The 19,694-nt window shown below is 70.5% G+C and carries 15 protein-coding genes; 14 read left to right on the top strand and 1 reads right to left on the bottom strand.

What is annotated here, in order from left to right:
* Positions 1–107 precede the first annotated feature (107 nt).
* The 14 genes from MMB17_RS10070 (at position 108) to MMB17_RS10005 (ending at position 17,182) form a co-directional block, all read left to right on the top strand.
* Positions 108–1,013, top strand: a complete 906-nt coding sequence (locus tag MMB17_RS10070) for an ABC transporter ATP-binding protein (RefSeq protein WP_241101829.1) — start codon at positions 108–110, stop codon at positions 1,011–1,013.
* Positions 1,010–1,903: a branched-chain amino acid ABC transporter permease gene (locus MMB17_RS10065; RefSeq protein WP_241101828.1), complete on the top strand. Its 894-nt coding sequence runs from the start codon at positions 1,010–1,012 to the stop codon at positions 1,901–1,903. The genes MMB17_RS10070 and MMB17_RS10065 overlap by 4 nt, the downstream gene beginning before the upstream one ends.
* 6 nt (positions 1,904–1,909) lie before the next feature.
* Complete coding sequence (locus MMB17_RS10060) at positions 1,910–2,944, top strand: branched-chain amino acid ABC transporter permease (RefSeq protein WP_241101827.1); 1,035 nt, start codon at positions 1,910–1,912, stop codon at positions 2,942–2,944.
* 31 nt (positions 2,945–2,975) lie between these two features.
* A complete protein-coding gene (locus tag MMB17_RS10055; protein WP_241101826.1) occupies positions 2,976–4,325 on the top strand; it encodes an ABC transporter substrate-binding protein in 1,350 nt (449 codons plus the stop codon).
* The gene (locus tag MMB17_RS10050; RefSeq protein WP_241101825.1) at positions 4,322–5,113 is read left to right on the top strand and encodes an ABC transporter ATP-binding protein; all 792 of its coding nucleotides are present in this window, start codon (positions 4,322–4,324) and stop codon (positions 5,111–5,113) included. Before MMB17_RS10055 ends, MMB17_RS10050 begins: the two co-directional genes overlap by 4 nt.
* A 454-nt stretch (positions 5,114–5,567) precedes the next feature.
* The gene (locus MMB17_RS10045; protein WP_241102160.1) at positions 5,568–6,950 is read left to right on the top strand and encodes a carbohydrate porin; all 1,383 of its coding nucleotides are present in this window, start codon (positions 5,568–5,570) and stop codon (positions 6,948–6,950) included.
* A gap of 56 nt (positions 6,951–7,006) precedes the next feature.
* A complete protein-coding gene (locus tag MMB17_RS10040) occupies positions 7,007–8,410 on the top strand; it encodes an LLM class flavin-dependent oxidoreductase (RefSeq protein WP_241101824.1) in 1,404 nt (467 codons plus the stop codon).
* Positions 8,411–8,420: 10 nt separating this feature from the next.
* Positions 8,421–9,191: an ABC transporter ATP-binding protein gene (locus MMB17_RS10035; RefSeq protein WP_241101823.1), complete on the top strand. Its 771-nt coding sequence runs from the start codon at positions 8,421–8,423 to the stop codon at positions 9,189–9,191.
* Positions 9,192–9,201: 10 nt separating this feature from the next.
* The gene (locus MMB17_RS10030) at positions 9,202–10,083 is read left to right on the top strand and encodes a branched-chain amino acid ABC transporter permease (protein ID WP_238310499.1); all 882 of its coding nucleotides are present in this window, start codon (positions 9,202–9,204) and stop codon (positions 10,081–10,083) included.
* A gap of 6 nt (positions 10,084–10,089) precedes the next feature.
* Positions 10,090–11,130 (top strand): branched-chain amino acid ABC transporter permease, encoded by a 1,041-nt coding sequence (locus tag MMB17_RS10025; RefSeq protein ID WP_241101822.1) that lies wholly within the window; start codon positions 10,090–10,092, stop codon positions 11,128–11,130.
* A 36-nt stretch (positions 11,131–11,166) separates the two neighbouring features.
* Positions 11,167–12,525, top strand: coding sequence for an ABC transporter substrate-binding protein (locus MMB17_RS10020; protein WP_238310501.1), 1,359 nt, complete (start codon positions 11,167–11,169; stop codon positions 12,523–12,525).
* Between the two features lie 10 nt (positions 12,526–12,535).
* Positions 12,536–13,321, top strand: coding sequence for an ABC transporter ATP-binding protein (locus MMB17_RS10015; protein WP_241101821.1), 786 nt, complete (start codon positions 12,536–12,538; stop codon positions 13,319–13,321).
* A gap of 29 nt (positions 13,322–13,350) precedes the next feature.
* The gene (locus MMB17_RS10010) at positions 13,351–14,595 is read left to right on the top strand and encodes an acyl-CoA dehydrogenase family protein (RefSeq protein ID WP_241101820.1); all 1,245 of its coding nucleotides are present in this window, start codon (positions 13,351–13,353) and stop codon (positions 14,593–14,595) included.
* Positions 14,596–15,769: 1,174 nt separating this feature from the next.
* Entirely contained in the window at positions 15,770–17,182 is a 1,413-nt protein-coding gene (locus MMB17_RS10005; protein WP_066922167.1) for a hypothetical protein, read from the top strand.
* Between the two features lie 6 nt (positions 17,183–17,188).
* On the opposite strand, the gene MMB17_RS10000 is transcribed toward MMB17_RS10005, so the two are convergent.
* Positions 17,189–18,433 carry a hypothetical protein gene (locus tag MMB17_RS10000; RefSeq protein ID WP_066922165.1) on the bottom strand — a complete coding sequence of 415 codons (1,245 nt, stop codon included), beginning with the start codon at positions 18,431–18,433 and terminating at the stop codon, positions 17,189–17,191.
* Between the last annotated feature and the right edge of the window lie 1,261 nt (positions 18,434–19,694).

Raw genomic sequence — 19,694 nt, 5'->3', positions numbered from 1 at the left:
GCGGGTCCACGCAAGGATCCGCCATGGTCTCGCGCCCACCTTAACCGCATTCGGATGCCGCCGCGTCTTGCCGACGCGGCCGGCGTGCCATGGACGGATCCCAGATCATGCAGCCTGCGCTGCGCCTCGTCCGGTCGGCCCCGGACGGGGACGCCCCCCTCCGGCCCGCGGCCCGCCCCAGCGCCGTGCCCGTCCCACGTGCCGCGCCGGGCTTCGGCCGGGCGCAGACGATCCTGTCCGTGGAGGGCCTGTCCCTGTCCTTCGGCGGCACGGTGGCCTTCGCGGAGATCGACCTCACCGTCGGCGCGGGGGAGATCCACGCGGTGATCGGCCCGAACGGGGCCGGCAAATCCTCCCTCATCAACGCCGTCACCGGCCTCTACGCCCCGCAGGCCGGGCGTGTGCGGATCGGAACGGCCGCCTTCGCCCGCGTGCCGGCCGGGCGCCTCGCCGGGCTCGGCGTCGCCCGCACCTTCCAGAACCTCGCCCTGTTCAAGGGCCTGAGCGTCCTCGACAACGTGCTGTCCGGGCTGTCCGCGGCGCGGGAAGCGGGGCTCGCCGCCCAGCTCCTCGGACTGCCGGCCGCCCGGCGGGAGGCGCGGCGCCACCGCTTCGAGGCCGAGGCGGTGCTCGCGCATCTGGAGCTCGACGCCCATCGCGACCGGCCGGCGGGCAGCCTGCCCTACGGCCTGCAGAAGCGGGTGGAACTGGCCCGCGCCCTGGTCGCCCGCCCGAAACTCCTCCTCCTCGACGAGCCGATGGCCGGCATGACCGCCACCGAGAAGGCCGAGATGAGCGGCTTCATCCGGGCGGCGCGGGAGCGCACCGGCGCGGGCATCGTGCTGATCGAGCACGATATCGGCGTGGTGATGCGGCTCTCAGACCGGGTCAGCGTGCTCGACCATGGCCGGCGCATCGCCACCGGCAGCCCCGCCGAGGTGCAGGCGGATCCCGCCGTCATCGCCGCCTATCTCGGGCTCGAGGACGGCGACGCGGCGGAGGACGCGGCATGAGTCCCGATCTCGCCTTCCTCGTCGAGGTCGTCGTCGGCGGCCTGCTGTCGGGCGTGATGTACGCTCTCGTCGCGATCGGCTTCGTGCTGATCTACAAGACCTCCGGTGTGCTGAACTTCGCCCAAGGGGCGATGGTGCTGTTCGCCGCCCTCACCTTCGTCAGCCTGGTCGAGCGCGGCCTGCCCTTCCCCGCGGCGCTGGCCGCGACGCTCGCGGTGATGGTGGTCGTCGGGCTTTCCATCGAGCGGACCGTGCTGCGGCCCCTCGTCAACCAGCCGCCGATCACCCTGTTCATGGCCACCCTCGGGGTCGCCTACGTCATCGAGGGCGCGGCCCAGCTCGCCTGGGGCACGCAGGTGCACGGGCTCGACCTCGGCATCGACGACACGCCGCTCGAATTCGGCGGCGTGCTGGTGAGCCGGTTCGATCTCTTCGCGGCCACCGTCGCGGGCTTGATGGTCGCGCTGCTGACCGCCTTCTTCCGCTTCACCCGCACCGGCCTCGCCTTCCGGGCCGTGGCCGACGACCCGCTCGCCGCCCTCAACACGGGCCTGCGCCTGCCCCGGATCTGGTCCGCAGTCTGGATCGCCGCCGGCATCGTCGCCCTGGTGGCGGGCCTACTCTGGGGCGCGCGCCTCGGCGTGCAGTTCTCCCTGTCGCTCGTGGTGCTGAAGGCCCTGCCGGTGCTGGTGCTGGGCGGCTTCGATTCCATCGCCGGGGCCATCGTCGCCGGGCTGATCGTGGGCGCGGTCGAGAAGCTGTCGGAGGTCTATCTCGGGCCGCTCATCGGCGGCGGCATCGAAGGCTGGATCGCCTATGTCGCGGCGCTCGGCTTCCTGCTGGTCCGCCCCTCCGGCCTGTTCGGCCTGCGCGGCGTCGAGCGGGTCTGACCAGCCATGACCAGCCTCCCCCTCTCCGCCGCTCGCACCCCTCTCCCGGCCCGGGCCTTCGGCCTCGCCGCCCTGCTGGCGCTCGCCTACGGGGTCGTGCCCCTGATCGGCAGCAGCTACCTGTTCGAGGCGATCCTGACGCCGTTCTTGGCGCTGTCGCTGGCCGGGCTCGGGCTCAACCTGCTCACCGGCTATGCCGGGCTGCTCTCGCTCGGCTCGGCCGCCTTCATGGCGGTCGGCGCCTATGCCGCCTTCAACCTGTCCCTGCGGCTGCCCCTCCTGCCGCTGCCGGTCTCGATCCTCCTGGCCGGGCTGGTGGCGGCCCTGGCCGGGCTCGTCGCCGGATTGCCGGCGCTGCGGCTGCGCGGCTTCTATCTCGCGGTCTCGACGCTGGCGGTGCAGTTCTTCGTCGCCTGGGCGCTGAACCGCTTCGGCTGGTTCTCCAACGACAGCCCGTCCGGCGTCATCAACGCCCCCCGGCTGGTGGTGGCGGGCCTGTCCTTCGAGGATGCCCGCGGGCGCTACCTGTTCTCGCTCACCGTCGTCGCGCTGCTCACCCTCGCCGCCTGGCGCCTGGTGCGCTCCCCCACGGGCCGCGACCTCGTGGCGATCCGGGACAACGAGACCGCGGCCCGGGTGGTCGGGGTGAAGGTCGCCCGCACCAAGCTCCTGGCCTTCGCCCTCTCCTCCTTCGTGGTCGGGGTGGCGGGCGTGCTCTGGGCCTTCGCCTATTTGCGCACGGTCGAGCCGGCCGGGTTCAACCTCGACCGCTCCTTCCAGATCCTCTTCATCGTCATCATCGGCGGCCTCGGCACCCTGCGCGGCGCCTTCCTCGGGGCGGGCTTCATCGTGGTGCTGCCCCTGCTGCTCTCGCGCCTCGGCGCGGCCCTCCTCGGCGACGGCTTCGATTCCGGCACCCTGGAGATGGTCCAGCGCATCGTGCTCGGCGCCCTGATCGTGGCCGTGCTGATCCGCGAGCCCGCGGGCCTCGCCGCCCTGCTCGACCGGGCCGGCCGCCGCCTCGCCCGCGGATCCGCCTGAGCCTCCCCCTCTTCAAACCCGAAGGACGACCATGCCCCTGAGATCCCGCAGCCGCGCCGCCCTGCTCGCCGGCGCCGCCTTCCTCGCCCTCGCCGGCGCGGCCGGCGCCGACGAGCAGCATTTCCCGCTCCAGAGCTACCGGGTCGGCCCCTACGCCGCCGGCGGCACCGGCTTCTTCGGCGGCTTCATCGACTACCTGAACCTCATCAACACCCGCGACGGCGGCGTGAACGGGGTGAAGCTCACCTGGAGCGAGGGCGAGACCCAGTACGAGGTCGAGCGCGGCGTCGAGGTCTACGAGCGGCTGAAGTCGCGGCCCGGCATCGCCGCCTGGAACCCGCTCTCGGTGGGCATCGCCTACGCGATGATCGACCGCATCACCGCCGACAAGGTGCCGCTGATCACGATCAACCATGGCCGCACGGATTCCACCGACGGCCGCGTCTTCCCCTACGTCTTCCCCCTGCTGCTCAACCCCTACAGCGAGACCAGCGGCATCATCGAGTATCTCGGCACCCGGGAGGGCGGCCTCGAGAAGCTCAAGGGCAAGACCATCGCCGTGCTCTATCACGGCTCGCCCTACGGCAAGGAAACGATCCCGATCTACGAGCTGCTCGCCAAGAAGTACGGCTTCAAGGTCGAGCAGATCGAGGTGCCCCATCCCGGCAACGAACAGCAATCGCAGTGGCTCGCCATCCGCCGCCTGCGGCCGGATTACGTGGTGCTGCGCGGCTGGGGCGTGATGAACCCGGTGGCGCTCAAGACCGCGCAGAAGACCGGCTTCCCCGCCGACCGCATCGTCGGCAATGTCTGGTCGAATTCGGAGGAGGACGTGATCCCGGCGGGCGAGGCCGCCAAGGGCTACGTGGCCATCACCACCCAGGCCTCGGGCACCGAATATCCGGTGATCCAGGAGGTGGTGCGCAACGTCTACGACAAGGGCGCCGGCAACCTCGCCGACAAGAAGCGCATCGGCAGCGTCTATCACAATCTCGGCGTGCTCAACGGCATCCTCAACGTCGAGGCCGTGCGGATCGCGCAGGGCAAGTTCGGCAAGCGGACGCTCACCGGCGACGAGGTCCGCTGGGGCTTCGAGCATCTGCGCCTGGACGAGGCCCGCGTCGCCGCGCTCGGCGCCAAGGGGCTGTTCCACTCGATCAACGTCACCTGCGCCAACCACGAGGGCGAGGGCCGCGTCACCTTCCAGCAATGGGACGGAGCGAAGTGGAAGGTCGTCTCCGACTGGATCAAGCCCGACTGGGCGAGCCTGCGCCCGATCATCGAGGCCTCCTCGGCGGCCTATGCCAAGGAGCACGGCATCACCCCGCGCGATTGCGGCGCGGAAGAGAGCGGCAAGCAGGCCTCGGCGGAAGGCCGGTGACGGGCGGCGCCGATCCGGTCCTCCTGCGCGTCGAGGCGCTGGAGGTCGTCTATGGCGGCGCGGTCCGGGCGCTGGGCGGCGTGGACCTGACCGTGCGCGCGGGCGAGATCGTCGCCCTCGTCGGCGCCAACGGCGCCGGCAAGACCACCCTGCTGCGGGCGGTGTCGAACCTCCTGCCCGCCACGCGCGGGCAGGTCGTGGGCGGCCGCCTCGCCTATGCCGGGCGGGACATCGCCCGCACCCGCACCGACCGGCTCGTCCGCGACGGGCTCGTCGGCGTGCTCGAAGGGCGCCACTGCTTCCGCGCGCTGACCGTCGAGGAGAACCTGGTGGCTGGCGGCCTCGGGCGCGGCTCGGACCGGAACGCGGTCCGCGCCGATCTCGACCGCGTCTACGGCCTCTTCCCCCGCCTCGCCCAGAAGCGGGGCGTGGCCGCCGGCCTGCTCTCGGGCGGCGAGCAGCAGATGGCGGCGATCGGCCGGGCCCTGATGGGGCGCCCCCGCCTGCTCGTCCTCGACGAGCCCTCGATGGGGCTCGCCCCCCGGGTGGTCGAGGAGATCTACCGCGTCCTGTCCGGCCTGAACCGGGCGGAGGGCCTGACCCTGCTGGTCGCCGAGCAGAATGTCCGCCTCGCGCTGCGCCACGCCCATCACGCCGTCGTGCTGGAGAACGGCCGCAGCGTGCTCGCGGGCGCCGCCGCAGCCCTGCGGGCGCGTGACGACATCAAGGCGTTCTATCTCGGCCTCGCCGAGGTTCCGCCGGAGCCGCGCGCCGTCGCGCGGGCCTGAAAGCGCGGGAGGACGACCTCCTCCCCCAGGGGCCACCGGAGGCGGAAGCATCTTCCGCCGGTCGCCCCAAATAAAGTATGCGCTTTCATTGACTGAATAGCTTCAATACACGAAAACAATATCACACAAGAGCTGGCCGACCCAATGAATACGATATGTATTCTTGGATCGAGCGGGGCGTCGCGCCCGATCCGACCGGACGGCGCAAGACCCCTCCGGCCTCGGTGCAGGCGCCGCGCGCCGGCCTGCACCCGGCGTCCCCGATGCCCCGCCCCGTCCGACCTCACGAACCTGCGATGCCGCCGGTCGCTCGACCCTGCGCGGAGCCGCGAGAAAACGAGCCTTGATGACGAACGACGTGCCTTCCCCCGCCGCCCGATCCGCCGTGGTGCCCTCCGCGGCGCTCCTGCGCCGCCTGCTCCTCGGGACCTGCCTCGCCGGCGCCCTGCCGGTCATGGCCTCGCCCGTCCATGCGCAATCCGCGAGCGCGGTCGAAACCTTCACCCAGGAGGCCGGCCCGGCCACCGATTCCAACGCGATCGGCGTCGCCCCGGACGGCACGGTGAAGTGGCACGGGCCGCTCGCCCCCTACGCGGCCTCCCTCGCCGCCGCGGGCCTGAGCTTCGACGTCAACGTCTACAACTTCTTCTTCGCGAACCCGAGCGCGGGCCTGCGCCCGGGCCAGCTCTCGAACTCCGCCTATTACCTGCTCAGCCTCGATGCCGATCTCGACCGGCTCGCCGGGATCAAGGGCGGCTGGTTCCACTACACGCAGAGCTTCTTCGGCCTGCGCTGGAACAACCGCAACATGGGCGGCGACATCGGCGACTCCACGATCGGGTACCAGCCGACCTTCAACCGCGACTTCGCCCGGCTCTCGATCCTCACCTACGAGCAGCGGCTGCTCGACGACCGCCTCGCCATCGAGGTCGGGCGCACCCATCCCAACCGCTACTACGCCCTGCCCCCCTGCCAATCGAGCGTGAGCTGCTTCCAGGACATCCTGCAGATCAATGCCGGCCTGAGCTCGCCGCTCTACTCGGTCTGGGGCGCCAACGTCGCCTACAAGCTCTCGCCGAACGACTACGTCCAGGCCGGCGCCTTCAGCGTGACCAGCGGCGCCAACTTCCTGTCGGGCTACGACTGGGGCTACGAGCCGCTCAACGGCGCCCTGGTCCTGGCCGAGGCCGGCCATTCGACCACCTTCGCCAACGACCGCTATCCCGGCCGCGTGGCGCTGACCGGCTTCTACAACACCGCCGACCACGACGATAATTACCGCACGGTCTTCGGCACCTCGAAGGGGCTGAACCCGGGCACCCCAGTGCTCCAGCGCTCGGGCACCTCCGGCCTCATCCTCACCGCGAGCCAGGTGATCTGGCGCGCCGATGGCGGCGCGGACGCGGCCAACCTGAATCCGACCTCGATCCAGGCCTATACCAGCCTCGCCTACGCCCCCGACCCGACGATCCCGATCCGCTGGAACGCCTTCGCCGGCCTCACCCTGCAGGCCCCAGACCAGAGCCGGCCGCTCGACCGCTACGGCGTCAAGGTCAACTGGCAGCGCATCGCCGCCGACTACGCCCAGTTCCTGGCGGACGCGAACTTCCTCTCCGGCGGCTCCGGCGCCCTGTATTCGCGCGACAAGTTCGTCTTCGAGGCGAACGCCCATCTGGCCCTCGGCAAGGGCGTCTTCTTCGAACCGGTCGTCCAGTACCTCGTGAACGGCAATTCCTACTGGAACCCCTTCACGGCCAACCGCCCGAAGGACGGCTTCTATGTCGGCGCCACGCTGATCGTGCCGCTCGGGGCGATCCTCGGCCTCGCCCCGGGCTGAGCGGCCCCGGCCGCCAGCCCCGCCGCACGCCGGCTCCCCAGAACGGACGAAGCCCCATGACGCGCCCGATACGTTTCAACGCCTTCGACATGAACTGCGTCGGCCACCAGTCGCCGGGGCTCTGGGCCCATCCCCGCGACCGATCCTGGCAGTACAAGGACCTCGCATACTGGCAGGACCTCGCCCGCACGCTGGAGCGGGGCCTCTTCGACGGGATCTTCATCGCCGACGTCGTGGGCTATTACGACGTCTACAAGGGCTCGAACTGGCACGCCCTGCACCAGGCGGCGCAGATCCCGGTCAACGATCCGCTCCAGCTCGCCGCCCCGATCGCGCTCGCCACCGAGCATCTCGGCATCGGCATCACCGCCTCGACCTCGTTCGAACACCCCTACACCTTCGCCCGCCGCCTCTCGACCGCCGACCACCACACCAAGGGCCGCGTCGGCTGGAACATCGTCACCTCGTATCTGGAGAGCGGGGCGAAGAATCTCGGCCAGGCCGGGCTGAAGCGCCACGACAACCGCTACGAGGTCGCGGCCGAATATGTCGAAGTGCTCTACAAGCTGTTCGAGGGCAGCTGGGAGGACGGCGCGGTCCTGCGCGACCGCGAGCGGCGCATCTTCACCGACCCCTCCAAGGTCCACGAGATCGGCCATCGCGGCCGGCATTTCGAGGTGCCGGGCTACCATCTCTGCGAGCCCTCGCCCCAGCGCACCCCGGTGCTCTACCAGGCGGGCGCCTCGGGGCCGGGCAAGGCCTTCGCGGCGGCCCATGCCGAATGCGTCTTCGTCGGCGCGCCCCTGAAATCCATGCTGAAGGCCTACGTGGCCGATGTGCGCGCCAAGGCCGTCGCCGCCGGTCGCTCGGCCCGCGACGTGCTGATCTACAACCTCACCACCGTCATCGTCGCCGAGACCGACGAGGCCGCGCAGAGGAAGTTCGAGGAGTACCAGTCCTACACGTCCTATGACGGGGCGCTGGTCTTCATGTCCGGCTGGAGCGGGATCGATTTCGGCCAATACGCGCCGACCGACCTGGTCAAGAAGGTCGAGACCAACGCCATCGTCTCGATGGTCGAGCATTTCGCCTCCGGCGAGAAGCCGTGGTCGATTGCGGAGCTCGCCCGCTGGGGCGGGATCGGCGGCATCGGCCCGGTCTTCGTGGGCTCGCCCTCGACCGTCGCCGACATCCTGCAGGAATGGGTCGAAGAGACCGATGTCGACGGCTTCAACCTGGCCTATGCGGTCACACCCGAGACCTTCGAGGACACGGTCAACCTGCTGGTGCCCGAACTCCAGCGCCGCGGCGTCTACCCGAAGGCATACCGCCCCGGCACCCTGCGGGACAAACTGTTCGGGCGCGGCCCGCTCCTGCCCGAGACCCATCCCGCCCACGGCTACCGGGACATCGAGGCGGTGAAGGCCCGCGAGGCCTCCCGCCTCGCCGCGGCGGAGTGAGGCCGGGCCGATGGCGGATCCGATCCTCGAACTCTCCGACGTCTCCCTCTCCTTCAAGGGCATCAAGGCGATCAGCGCCCTCAGCTTCGCGGTGGCCCGCGGCGAGATCTGCGCGCTGATCGGCCCGAACGGCGCCGGCAAGAGCTCCCTCCTCAACATCCTGAACGGCGTCTACCGGGCCGATTCCGGCAGCCTCACCTTCGACGGGCAGCGCTTCGGCCGCATCAGCCCCGGCCGGGCGGCGCGGCTCGGCATCGGGCGCACCTTCCAGCACGCCGCCCTGTTCGGACCCCTCACCGTGCGCGACAACGTGCTGGCGGGGCTTGCCCGCCACAGCCGCACGACCATCGCCGAGCACGCCTTCGGCCTGCCCCGGGACGCGGCCGAGACGCGGCGCTTCCACGCCCTCGCCGAGGAGACCCTGAGCTTCCTCGAACTCTCCGCCCATCGCGACCGCATCGTCGCGACCCTGCCCTACGGCGTGCAGAAGCGGGTCGACCTCGCCCGCGCCCTGGTCGCCCGGCCGAAGCTGCTCCTGCTCGACGAGCCCATGGCCGGCATGAACGGCGACGAGAAGCGGGCGATGGCCCGGTTCATCGCCCGGACGCGGGAGGCCTTCGGCACCACGGTGGTGCTGATCGAGCACGATATCGGCGTGGTGATGAGCCTGTCCGACCACGTCGTCGCCCTCGATTACGGGCGCAAGATCGGAGACGGCGCGCCCGAGGCCGTGCGCAACGATCCGGCGGTGATCGCCGCCTATCTCGGCAAGCCGCATTGAGGGCGTCCCGATGAGCTTCTTCCTGGAAACGCTCGCGGGCGGCCTGCTCGCCGGCGTGATGTACGCCCTCGTCGCGATCGGCTTCGTGCTGATCTACAAGGCCTCGGGCGTGTTCAACTTCGCCCAGGGGGCGATGGTGCTCTGCGCCGCGCTCACCTTCGTGACGCTGACCGAGAAGGGCCTGCCCTTCTGGCTCGCCGGCCTGCTGACGCTGGCGATCATGGTCGCCCTCGGCGTCGCGGTGGAGCGGGTGGTGCTGCGGCCCCTCGTGAACCGCTCCCAGATCACCCTGTTCATGGCGACGCTGGGCCTGTCCTACGTCATTGAGGGCACGGCGCAGTTCCTGATGGGCGCCAGCGTGCACGAGCTCGATCTCGGCATCGTCGACCTGCCGATCGAGGTCGGGCCGATCCAGCTCAGCCGCTTCGACCTCGTCGCCGCGGCGAGCGCCGGGGCGCTGGTGATCGCCCTGTCCCTGTTCTTCGACCGCACCCGCATCGGCGTGGCCCTGCGGGCGGTGGCGGACGATCCCCAGGCGGCCCTCTCCATCGGCATCCGGCTGCAGACCCTCTGGGCAGCGGTCTGGGCGGTGGCCGGCTTCGTGGCCCTGGTCGCCGGCCTGCTCTGGGGCGCCCGCCAGGGGGTGCAGTTCTCCCTCACCTTCGTGGTGCTGAAGGCCCTGCCCGTCCTGATCATCGGCGGCTTCACCTCGATCGCCGGGGCGATCGTCGGCGGCCTCATCGTCGGCGCCGCCGACAGCCTCGCCGAGATCTACCTGGCGCCGCTCCTCGGCGGCTCCGTCTCCACCTGGTTCGCCTACCTGCTCGCCGTCGCCTTCCTGCTGGTGCGTCCCGCAGGGCTCTACGGCGAGCGCGCCATCGAGAGAGTCTGATCCGACGTGAACACCGCCGCCTCCTCCCTCGCCGCCCCGGGCCGGCGCCTCGCCCTGCCCGCGCCGCCCCTGCGCGCCGCCGGCCTCGCCGCCCTGCTCGCCGTCGCCGCCGTCGCGGTGCCGCTCGTCGCCACCGATTACTGGTACAACGCCATCCTGATCCCGTTCCTGATCATGGCGCTGGCCGGGCTCGGGCTGAACCTGACCATGGGCTATGCCGGCCAGGCCTCCCTCGGCACCGGCGCCTTCATGGCGGTGGGGGCCTACGCCACCTACAACCTGCTGCTGCGCCTGCCCGCATTGCCCCTGCCGGCGAGCCTCGCCCTCGGGGCGCTGATCACCGGCGCCGTCGGCCTCGTGGTCGGCCTGCCGTCCCTGCGCATCAAGGGCTTCTACCTCGTCGCGACGACGCTCGCCGCGCAGTTCCTGCTCGAATGGGTCTTCACCCAGGTGGGCTGGTTCTCGAACTACGCCACCTCGAGCTCCATCTCCGCCCCCCGCCTCGCCCTGTTCGGCCACGACCTGTCGAGCCCGGCCGGCCGCTACGGCCTGACGCTCGCGAGCGTCGTGGTGACGACGCTGATCGCAGGCAAGCTGGTGCGCAGCCAGACCGGCCGGAACTGGAAGGCCGTGCGCGACATGGAGACCGCCGCGGCGGTGATCGGCGTACCGGTGGCCCGCGCCAAGCTCTCCGCCTTCTTCGCCGGGGCCGCCGTGTGCGGGCTCTCGGGCGCGCTCTGGGCCTTCGCCTATCTCGGCACGGTCGATGCCCGCAGCTTCGACCTCGACCGCTCCTTCCAGGCGATGTTCATCATCATCATCGGCGGGCTCGGCAGCCTCTCGGGCAGCTTCATCGGCGCGGCCTTCATCGTGCTCACCCCGATCCTGCTGACGCATCTCTCCGGCGCCCTGCTCGGCAGCGCCCTCGACGGCGGCCAGATCTCGAACCTGCAGCGGATCATCTTCGGCGCGCTGATCATCGGCTTCCTGATCAAGGAGCCCAACGGCCTCGCCGCCCTCCTCGGCCGCCTGCGCCCCGGCCGCTGACCCCTTCTCTTCACATTGCCTTCCCGGAGACGAACCATGCCCCGCCTCACGCGTGCCCTGCGCGCCGCCCTCCTCGCCACCGCTTTGGCCGCCCCCTTCGCGGCGGCGCCCGCCTCAGCGCAGGACAAGGGGCGCCAGTACTTCCCGCTGGCCACCTTCCGGGTCGGCGCCTACGCCTCCTCCGGCATCCCGAGCTGGGCCGGCGTCATCGACTATTTCCGCTACATCAACGAGGTCGAGGGCGGCATCAACGGCGTGAAGCTGGTCTGGGACGAGTGCGAGACCGAATGGGCGGTCGAGAAGGGAGTCGAGTGCTACGAGCGGGTCAAGGGCGGCAAGGACGGCTCGCCGGTGCCGATCTTCCTGCCGCATGGCGACCCGGTCTCGAAGGCGCTCACCGAGAAGTCGGTGGCCGACAGGATCCCCCTCGTCACCACCGGCTACGGCCGCACCGAGGCCATCGACGGCCGCGTCTTCCCCTACAGCTTCACGGTGCTGTTCAGCTTCTGGAGCGAGGCCTCCTCGGCGATCAACTACATCGCCGAACAGGTCGGCGGGAAGGACAAGCTCAAGGGCCTCAAGATCGCGACCGTCTATCACGACAGCCCCTACGGCAAGGAGACCCAGGTCCCCCTCGCCCTGCTCGCCAAGACCTACGGCTTCGAGGACATCCAGATCCCGGTGCCGCATCCGGGCAACGACCAGTCGGCGCAATGGGCGCGCATCCGCCAGATCAAGCCGGACTGGGTCTTCCTGCGCGGCTGGGGCGTGATGACCCCGGTGGCGATCAAGACCGCGGCCAAGACGGGCTTCCCCGTCGACCGCATCATCGGCGGCATCTGGTCGGGCTCGGAGGAGGATGTGCGCCCGGCGGGCAGCGTCGCCAAGGGCTACCGCACGATCACGCCCTTCCCCGCCGGCCAGGACTTCGAGATCCTGAAGAAGATCAAGGCCGAGATCGTCGACAAGGGCAAGAGCGACCTCAAGGACCCGAAGAGCTTCGGCTCGGTCTACTACAATTCCGGGCTGATCGAGGCGATCATCTCCGTCGAGGCGATCCGCACCGCGCAAGCCCGCTTCGGCCACCGCCCGATCAACGGCGAGGAGGGCCAGTGGGGCCTGGAGCACCTCGTGCTCGACGAGGCCCGCCTGAAGCAGATCGGCGCCGACGGCCTGGTGCAGCCCCTGCGCCTCTCGGCGAAGGACCACGAGGGCGGCGGCGCCGGCAAGATCCTGCAATGGGACGGCGCCCAGTGGGCCATCGCCAGCAACGGCTGGGTGAAGGCCGACCGCGACTTGCTCCTGCCGCTGATCTACGAGCGGGCCGCGGCCTACGCCAAGGAGAAGGGCATCACGCCCCGCACCACCGACTCCGCCGACGCCGGCGCGAAGTGAGGGCGGCCGCATGAGCACGCCCCTCCCCGCCGCGGCCTTCCTGGAGGTGCAGGCCATCGAGGCGGTCTACGGCGCTTCGATCCTGGCCCTGCGCGACGTGTCCCTCGCCGTGGCGCGGGGCGAGATCGTCGCCCTGCTCGGCCCCAACGGGGCCGGCAAGACCACGACCCTCCGGGCGATCTCGAACCTGCTCGGGGCCCAGCGCGGCGCCCTGCGCCGGGGGGCGATCCGCTGGCAGGGGGCGCCCACGGCGCCCCTCGATCCGGCCGATCTCGTCCGGCGCGGCGTCGTGCAGGTGCTGGAGGGCCGCCACGTCTTCGGGCAGCTCACCGTGGAGGAGAACCTGCTCACCGGCGGCTACCTGCGCCGGCCGAGCCGCCGGCAGCTCGCCGAGGATCTGGAGCGGGTCTATGCTTGGTTCCCGCGCCTGAAGGCGCGGCGCCACGCCAAGGCCGGCCTCACCTCCGGCGGCGAGCAGCAGATGGTCGCGATCGGCCGCGCCCTGATGACCCGTCCGACCCTGGTGCTCCTCGACGAGCCCTCGATGGGGCTCGCCCCGATCGTCGTCGCCGAGATCTTCTCCATCATCGCCCGGCTCAACCGCGAGGAGGGGGTGAGCTTCCTCGTCGCCGAGCAGAGCGCCAACCTCGTCCTCGACCACGCCGACCGCGCCTACGTGCTGGAGAGCGGGCGCATCGTCGCCTCGGGCTCGGCGGCCGAGCTCGCCGCGAGCGGCCGGCTCGCCTCCCTCTATCTCGGCGGCGCCGAGTCCCCGGATGCCGCGACGCGGCACTGATCCCCGATCGAGCCAGGAACAGAGCCACGATGAGCCAGTCCGCATCCCCGTCCCCGGCCGCCTGGGGCGAGGCCCCGAGCCCGCGCTACGCCGCGCTCGCCGCCCGCTTCCGCCCGGTCTTCGCCCGCATCCGCGAGGGCGCCGTCGCCCGCGAGCAGGAGCGCCACCTGCCCCACGAGGCGGTGGGCTGGCTGCGCGAGGCCCGCTTCGGCGCCCTGCGGGTGCCGGAGGCCGAGGGCGGCTTCGGGGCGAGCCTGCCCGACCTGTTCGAGCTCCTCGCCGAGCTCGCCGAGGCCGATTCCAACCTGCCCCAGGCCCTGCGCAACCATTTCGGCTTCGCCGAGGACACGGTCGGCAGCCCGCAGGATCCGCGCCGGGCGCATTGGGTCGCGCGGCTCGCCGCGGGCGACCTCTTCGGCGGCGCCTGGTCCGAGACGGGCGCGGCGGCGGTCGGCCGCTTCGAGACCCGCATCCATCGCCTCGGCGAGGGCTGGGGGCTGACCGGGCGCAAATACTACACGACGGGCTCGCTCTTCGCCGACTGGATCGACGTCGTCGGCACCGGCGAGGCGGGGGAGGAGACCTCGGTGGTGGTGCCGGCCCGCGGGCCGGGGGTCGAGGTGATCGACGATTGGGACGGCTTCGGCCAGCGGCTCACCGCCAGCGGCACGGCCCTGTTCGAGAACGCGCCGGCCGTGGGCGAACCGCTGCCGACGGCCCTCCGCTTCGCCTACGGCCCGGCCTTCTTCCAGGCGGTGCATCTCGCCACCCTGACCGGCATCGCCCGGGCCGCGGCGGGCGAGGTGACGCAGGCCGTGAGGCGTCGCGAGCGCACCTATTCCCACGCCTCGGGGCCCCGCGCGAGCGCCGACCCGCAGATCTTGCAGGTGGTGGGCCGCGCCCACAGCCTCGCCTACGCCGCCGGCGCCCTCAACCGGCACGCCGCCCACGCCGTCCAGCGTTCTTACGAGGCCCGCATCCGTGGCCTGCCGGAGGCGGAGGCCCATGCCATCCATGTCGCGGTGGAGATCGAGCTCGCCCAGGCCCAGACCGTTCTGACGAGCCTGGTGCTGGAGGCGACGACGATCCTGTTCGACGCCCTCGGCGCCTCGGCCACCAGCCGCAGCCACAGCCTCGACCGGCACTGGCGCAATGCCCGCACGATCTCGTCGCACAACCCGCGCATCTACAAGGACCGCGTGGTCGGCGACTACGCCGTGAACGGCACCGAGCCGCCCTTCCAGTGGAAGATCGGCCGCGTCCTCGCGGAATAGCCCTCGGGCGGCGTCCGGCCCGTCCGGACGCCGCCCTTGTAATTCCTCAACGAAGTTTGTCCTGATTTCGGGGGCCGCCCGAGGGACCTCCTCAATCGAATTTAACTCGACTCTCTTAGAACATTGCCCTTGCGTGCTGCTGCTCTCAAAGAACTTTGACTTTGATGACAATCGGCCTCTGCAGCCCTCCTAGTCGCGCGCTCATGCGTTCGGCACGATAGCACAACGTAGGGCTCTCCTGCGCTCCGATGAGGGGCGGAGCTTGGGGAGTTGGCGGGCTCCCATGAGGCTGCACTCACGCCAGCGTAAGGCCATCTGAGTGCAAGGGGACGCCAGGGACGGATTGCGGCACCCAGGGCGACCGGTTTCGACACCGCCACGGCCCGAACTTGCTCGCTGCGCCGGATCGATCGGGGCCTCGACATCTCCCGACGAGCTGGGTCGGCTTCAACCACAACGTCGAACCTTGTCGCGCATCCGCGGCGGGACCGCAGGCTCCGCGACGTCGTCCGGGACGCGGCCCCATGACAATTCGTTCGCACTTCGCCGGCCTGGTTGAGCAACCCAACCGCCGGGATGGGGGCCGCGCAAGAATGATCGGAGAAGCCGGGCGTGCCCCCCACCCTCCGGCGGGATAAATTCTCTAGAAAGCCTGTCCTGATTTTGGCGTGCGCTGAAGGCGCGCTCTCAACAAAGTTTGTCTCGATTGCCAGAGAAGGCTGAACTTCGTGGGGTTTGTCGCGATCAGGCCAGCGCGTCGCGGCTGCACGGAGGGCGTGAACGGGGCCTTCCGAACGCCTCTGGCAGCCCCCGTCTGGCCCGCCTCCGGTGACGGACGGGATGCGCTGGGTCGAACGCGCCTCCACGAGCGTCCGCGAGCCCAGGAGCCAGGCGCGGAAGCGATCTGTCGGCCGCGCTCGGTCGGGACAGGAGCCGTGACTGACCCCGCTTCACGAACCCGAAAAGGCCGTCGTGCCTGCGCCTGCGGGGGCGGGAACCGGAACTGGGGCCAGAATCGACCGGCGGGCGGGATCGACTTCGGGTGAAGCTGCCATCCCGATGGCTCTCGCGGGCCCGCCCTATCGGTCCGCCCCACTTTGCTTTCGGCAAGGCTGCAAGGACAATGCCGACGTGGCGGATTCGCGACGGCCGGAGCCGCAGAGGAAGACAGCACGTGCGCGTACAACCTCTTGACCTGACGACCGACGGTGACCCGCACCCGATCAAGAGGCTTGCCCGCCTTGCGCTGCCCGAACCGCTCCGTGAGGCGGATGTCGCAGAGGATTTCGACCGTTGGATACGCGACAACGTCCCGAGCGAGAGGGACCGGATCGGCATGTTCGACCGGTTCGGAACACCGCCGCTGACGCAGCGCGAGCACGCCTTGTTCACGCTGCTGTCGATCCTGGCGATCGAGCACGGCGCCTGGCCGCTGGAAGAAGGATGCGGTCGGGCAATCCGGTGCCTGGAGGAGATCCAACGCCACTGGGCGCCCTCCGACCCAGTATCCTCATACCTTCGAGGGAAGGCCGCCGCGTTCGTCGCCCAAGGCTTTCGATGCGCGCGCGGCGAACCCGGGCGCCTGTTGTCGTTCCTGAACGGCGCGCCGCTCCGGGTCTGCGGGGACGGTACGGCGGCGCTGGCCTTCGGCGTGACCGCGCCGGTCAGCGACCTCATCTTCGATTTCAGGGACGACGCCTTTGCGCTCCACAGCCTGCGTTCCATGGTCGAAGGCGACCGAACCGCGTTCGACGCCGCCGTCCTCGCTCAAGCGGAAATCCTTGCTCCCGCGATCGAACGGGGGGTAGCCCGCCTCTTCGAGCGCTGCGCACCGCCCCCGGGAGACTACCTCGCCGCCTTCCGGGACGTTCTGTCCGACGAGAGGTGGCTCCCAACGCTGCTCGGGAAGCTTGAGGGCCGTGCCGACCTGCGGGACAGGGTTGGCGGCATGCCAGCCGCTGCGGAATGGCTGCGGGCCATCGCCGGCGCACGCGCCTGGAAAGCCAACGACATCCGGCGTCTCGTTCGGCTCGAACCGCTCTTCGAGGACGATCCAGAGGCCTTCATGGCGGCAATCGTCTCGGGTGTCCGCGCCTTGGAGGGCTCGGAGCCGGCAAGCGCGGTGTTCGCTGCCTTGAGCCTCCTGCACCTCGCGCGCCGGCGTCGCGCGGTCCGCTCGGAGTTGGCCGACGCCGAGCGAGAGGAGGCCTTCGTCTTGGCGCTACGGGATCTTCCGTCAGGGGAAATGATCGTCCGTTTGCACGCCCAGCTTGCCGACCTGCCCATGGATATCCCAGGCGCCCGCGCCGTGTGGCGCCATTTGGGCAACGCGGAGAAGGGCCTGTGGCAGTGGCGGATCCGAGCGGTCGTCGGCGACGACCGAGCCCTGCGGCGCGGCTTGGCCGAGTTCCTTCTCGCCTGGATGTCGCAGGACGTCTACCGCGACGTCGAGCGCCTGGTCGTCGATCTCTTGCCGCCCGCGCAGGAACTGGACGTCCTCCGCACGCTGGCCCAATCGTGCGACCGGCTCACCTCGCTGCGCGCGGGTTGCCTCGCCCGAGAGATGACCTTCGGCCTGCCGGACTGAACGGTCTCACCAACCGGGCGCAAACGGGTCGCCCGGACTTCCCGCCTCGTCGCGGCGGTGCGCGGCATGACGCCTGGACGGAAAGGACGAGACCCGTCCGTCCCCGTACCCCAGGCTGGCGGTCGCATCGATGAAGTCGCGGAGCGCGAGCCTTCCCGTCCGGTCGATGGCGATGATGTCGGCCGCCAAGGGTTGCCTGCGGTCGTCCGAGAGAGCCTCGGCGGCGGTCTCGGCGTCCGGGAAGAGACGCCCCAACGACAGGTCGCGGCCGGAGGACATGGCGATGCTGACGAACGACGCGAAATCCCACCCGGGCGAGCGCTCGCCGCCATAGGCGTCGACCTGCCCGAAGGCCGGCGCCTGACCGTGGGCCCAGACATCGTGGAACACCTCGGTCGCCGGCATGACGGTCGTGATGAAGGCCCCCTTCCTCGCCCAGGCCGGGTAGAAGAGGTACCAGCCCATCCCGGTCGAGAGGAACGTGTCGAGCTGCCGTCCCTCGTTCCTCCCGACGTCGGTCAAGCCCGTCGCGGTCGCGTTCTTGGCTTGGAAGAGGACGATCCGGTACATCGGGCGCCCGAGGACGTGCACGCCGGCGACGACCGCGAGGTCCGCCGCGAGAAGATCCCGGCCCTCCAGCATGGAGGCGGTGCCGAGGTCGAGCGTGTATGTTTCCGGCAGGCCGGCTCCCGCCTCGTCCATGGCCGGGATCACACGGTGCTCGACCGCGCTTTGGATGTAATGGAGCACCGCTTCCGTCTTGAGCGGCTCGGGCTTGCAGCGTCCGCGACGGAGGGCGACTTCCAAGCCGTACTGCAGGGCCGTGAACAGAATGGCCTGAACCGGGTCGGCCCAGTATCTGGGCGACATCGCGAGCAGCTGTGCGACGAGATGGTGCCGCCCTTCCTCCGCGGCTCGATCCGGATCGAACGCTCCCGCCCCGAGGCCGAGCGTCGGGGCAAGTTGACGCCAGCCGACGCCACGCGACGTCACTTCGCCGGTCGATGCCATCGCTCCCAGGCCTCGCCGGGTGTCCTCGGCCAGGCTCGGCCGGACGCCACCGGCGTACAACCGCTCCAGGGCTGCCAGGAGGACGCCCCGCTGCCGCGGGCTCAACCTCGCGGGTAGGGATGCGATGCCGGCGAGCTTCCCAAGGGCGACCGTGGTGCGCAGGCGGCCGAATGCCCGGATGACCGGGTGGTCGGTTTGCCATGCGTCTGATTTGTCCCAGTCGTGGAAATCGGCAGCCATCGCGTCGCTCTCAGTGAGGCGCGAGGGGATAGCCGACCCGGTCCCTGCGGGCCAGGGATTGCCGCGCAACTTCGCCGAGGGATGCCCCGAGGCGTCGGCTCCCAAGGGCGGGCATCCCGTCGGTCCGCGGTGACCATCAAGCCCTGCGCGGGCTCCATGGCGGCGCGCTCGCACGATGGAGTGCGCCCTGTTTGGATAGGTGACGAGCCGGTGCACGTGGCCATCCTCGCCCGGCACTCGACAGCGAGAGAAGCTCGACGCCGTCCCGTTCGCCGAACCGGGTCACCTCGGCTGGCACATCAGCGTCGCGCAGCTCACCCCTGAAAGTGCGCGCGTGCCGATGCCGCAACCGGCCGATCGGGCGGTCGTCGCGGAAAGGGCTCATGCCCGCACTCGACCCACCTCATCGGGCGGTGTCAGGCGCCGGCGTCGCCGCCCGGATGCCCGACCATGCACCCGGCGCACCAGACCGAATTCCTCTCGGCAAGCGAGCCTCGCTATGCGCATCCACGGCGCGCCAACTCGCCGCGGTAGCCGCCGGCATATTGGCCCTTGCCATCCGGCCTGCAGCGGCTCCGAACATCGCTCCTTCGCTGTGTCGGCAGAAGGCTCCCGGTCGGGGTGCTGACCGACACTCCCAGACGCCGCTCCATCCCCGCACGCGGGCCCCCTGCCTGTTGCCCACTGGCATTGTACGGGGCACCCCTTGCGCGAGGGCCGACGCGTAAAGAGCGGCGCTCGCAGCAGCGGCAAACAGGATCGTTTTCATATTCACCTCCGCAATCGACGATGGGGCGCGTACGTCTCGCCGTTTTCTTTGGATTTCGTCCCGCGGATCGCGGTGGTTACACGTCCGCGGATGTCCATGGCTTGTGACCGCGCGTGGCGTCCGATGCCGTGGGCGTTCCGCCGCTCCCGAGCGAGGCGGAGCGATGATGCCGGACGAAGCGACGGTAGCGGTCGATCAGCCCGGCCCTTGGCTTCGCCCCCCGTCCGCGCCTTCGCCACCACGGTGGCGGCTCTACGATCGCCAGGCCAGCGCTCTCGCCCACTGGGCGGGGCTCGCCGCCCGGGGCTTGGAACGGCCGATCCGGCGTGGGCCGGCGGGCCAAGCTATCGCGAAAGCTTGTCCCGATTTCCGGCCTCGCCGAAGGAACGCTCTCAACACAATTTGTCCTGACTTCCCGGGAAGCCTGTCCTTCGAGCGAGCCCGGCTGCCGGACCATGTCTGGGCGTGGCCCGCGGACGGGCGACGCTCGAT

The sequence above is a fragment of the Methylobacterium organophilum genome, assembly GCF_022533465.1.
GTDB classification, from domain to species: Bacteria; Pseudomonadota; Alphaproteobacteria; order Rhizobiales; family Beijerinckiaceae; genus Methylobacterium; species Methylobacterium organophilum.
Note: the sequence above shows the minus strand (reverse complement) of the source record. Positions and strands in the feature narration are given on the sequence as shown.

Excerpts from the sequence above, each read along its gene's own strand:
- MMB17_RS10065 (WP_241101828.1), top strand. The coding sequence starts at position 1,010 with ATGAGTCCCGATCTCGCCTTCCTCGTCGAGGTCGTCGTCGGCGGCCTG.
- MMB17_RS10030 (WP_238310499.1), top strand. The coding sequence starts at position 9,202 with ATGAGCTTCTTCCTGGAAACGCTCGCGGGCGGCCTGCTCGCCGGCGTG.
- MMB17_RS10000 (WP_066922165.1), bottom strand. The coding sequence starts at position 18,433 with ATGGCTGCCGATTTCCACGACTGGGACAAATCAGACGCATGGCAAACC.
- MMB17_RS10045 (WP_241102160.1), top strand. The coding sequence starts at position 5,568 with ATGGCCTCGCCCGTCCATGCGCAATCCGCGAGCGCGGTCGAAACCTTC.
- MMB17_RS10020 (WP_238310501.1), top strand. The coding sequence starts at position 11,167 with ATGCCCCGCCTCACGCGTGCCCTGCGCGCCGCCCTCCTCGCCACCGCT.
- MMB17_RS10040 (WP_241101824.1), top strand. The coding sequence starts at position 7,007 with ATGACGCGCCCGATACGTTTCAACGCCTTCGACATGAACTGCGTCGGC.
- MMB17_RS10035 (WP_241101823.1), top strand. The coding sequence starts at position 8,421 with ATGGCGGATCCGATCCTCGAACTCTCCGACGTCTCCCTCTCCTTCAAG.
- MMB17_RS10015 (WP_241101821.1), top strand. The coding sequence starts at position 12,536 with ATGAGCACGCCCCTCCCCGCCGCGGCCTTCCTGGAGGTGCAGGCCATC.
- MMB17_RS10060 (WP_241101827.1), top strand. The coding sequence starts at position 1,910 with ATGACCAGCCTCCCCCTCTCCGCCGCTCGCACCCCTCTCCCGGCCCGG.
- MMB17_RS10010 (WP_241101820.1), top strand. The coding sequence starts at position 13,351 with ATGAGCCAGTCCGCATCCCCGTCCCCGGCCGCCTGGGGCGAGGCCCCG.
- MMB17_RS10055 (WP_241101826.1), top strand. The coding sequence starts at position 2,976 with ATGCCCCTGAGATCCCGCAGCCGCGCCGCCCTGCTCGCCGGCGCCGCC.
- MMB17_RS10070 (WP_241101829.1), top strand. The coding sequence starts at position 108 with ATGCAGCCTGCGCTGCGCCTCGTCCGGTCGGCCCCGGACGGGGACGCC.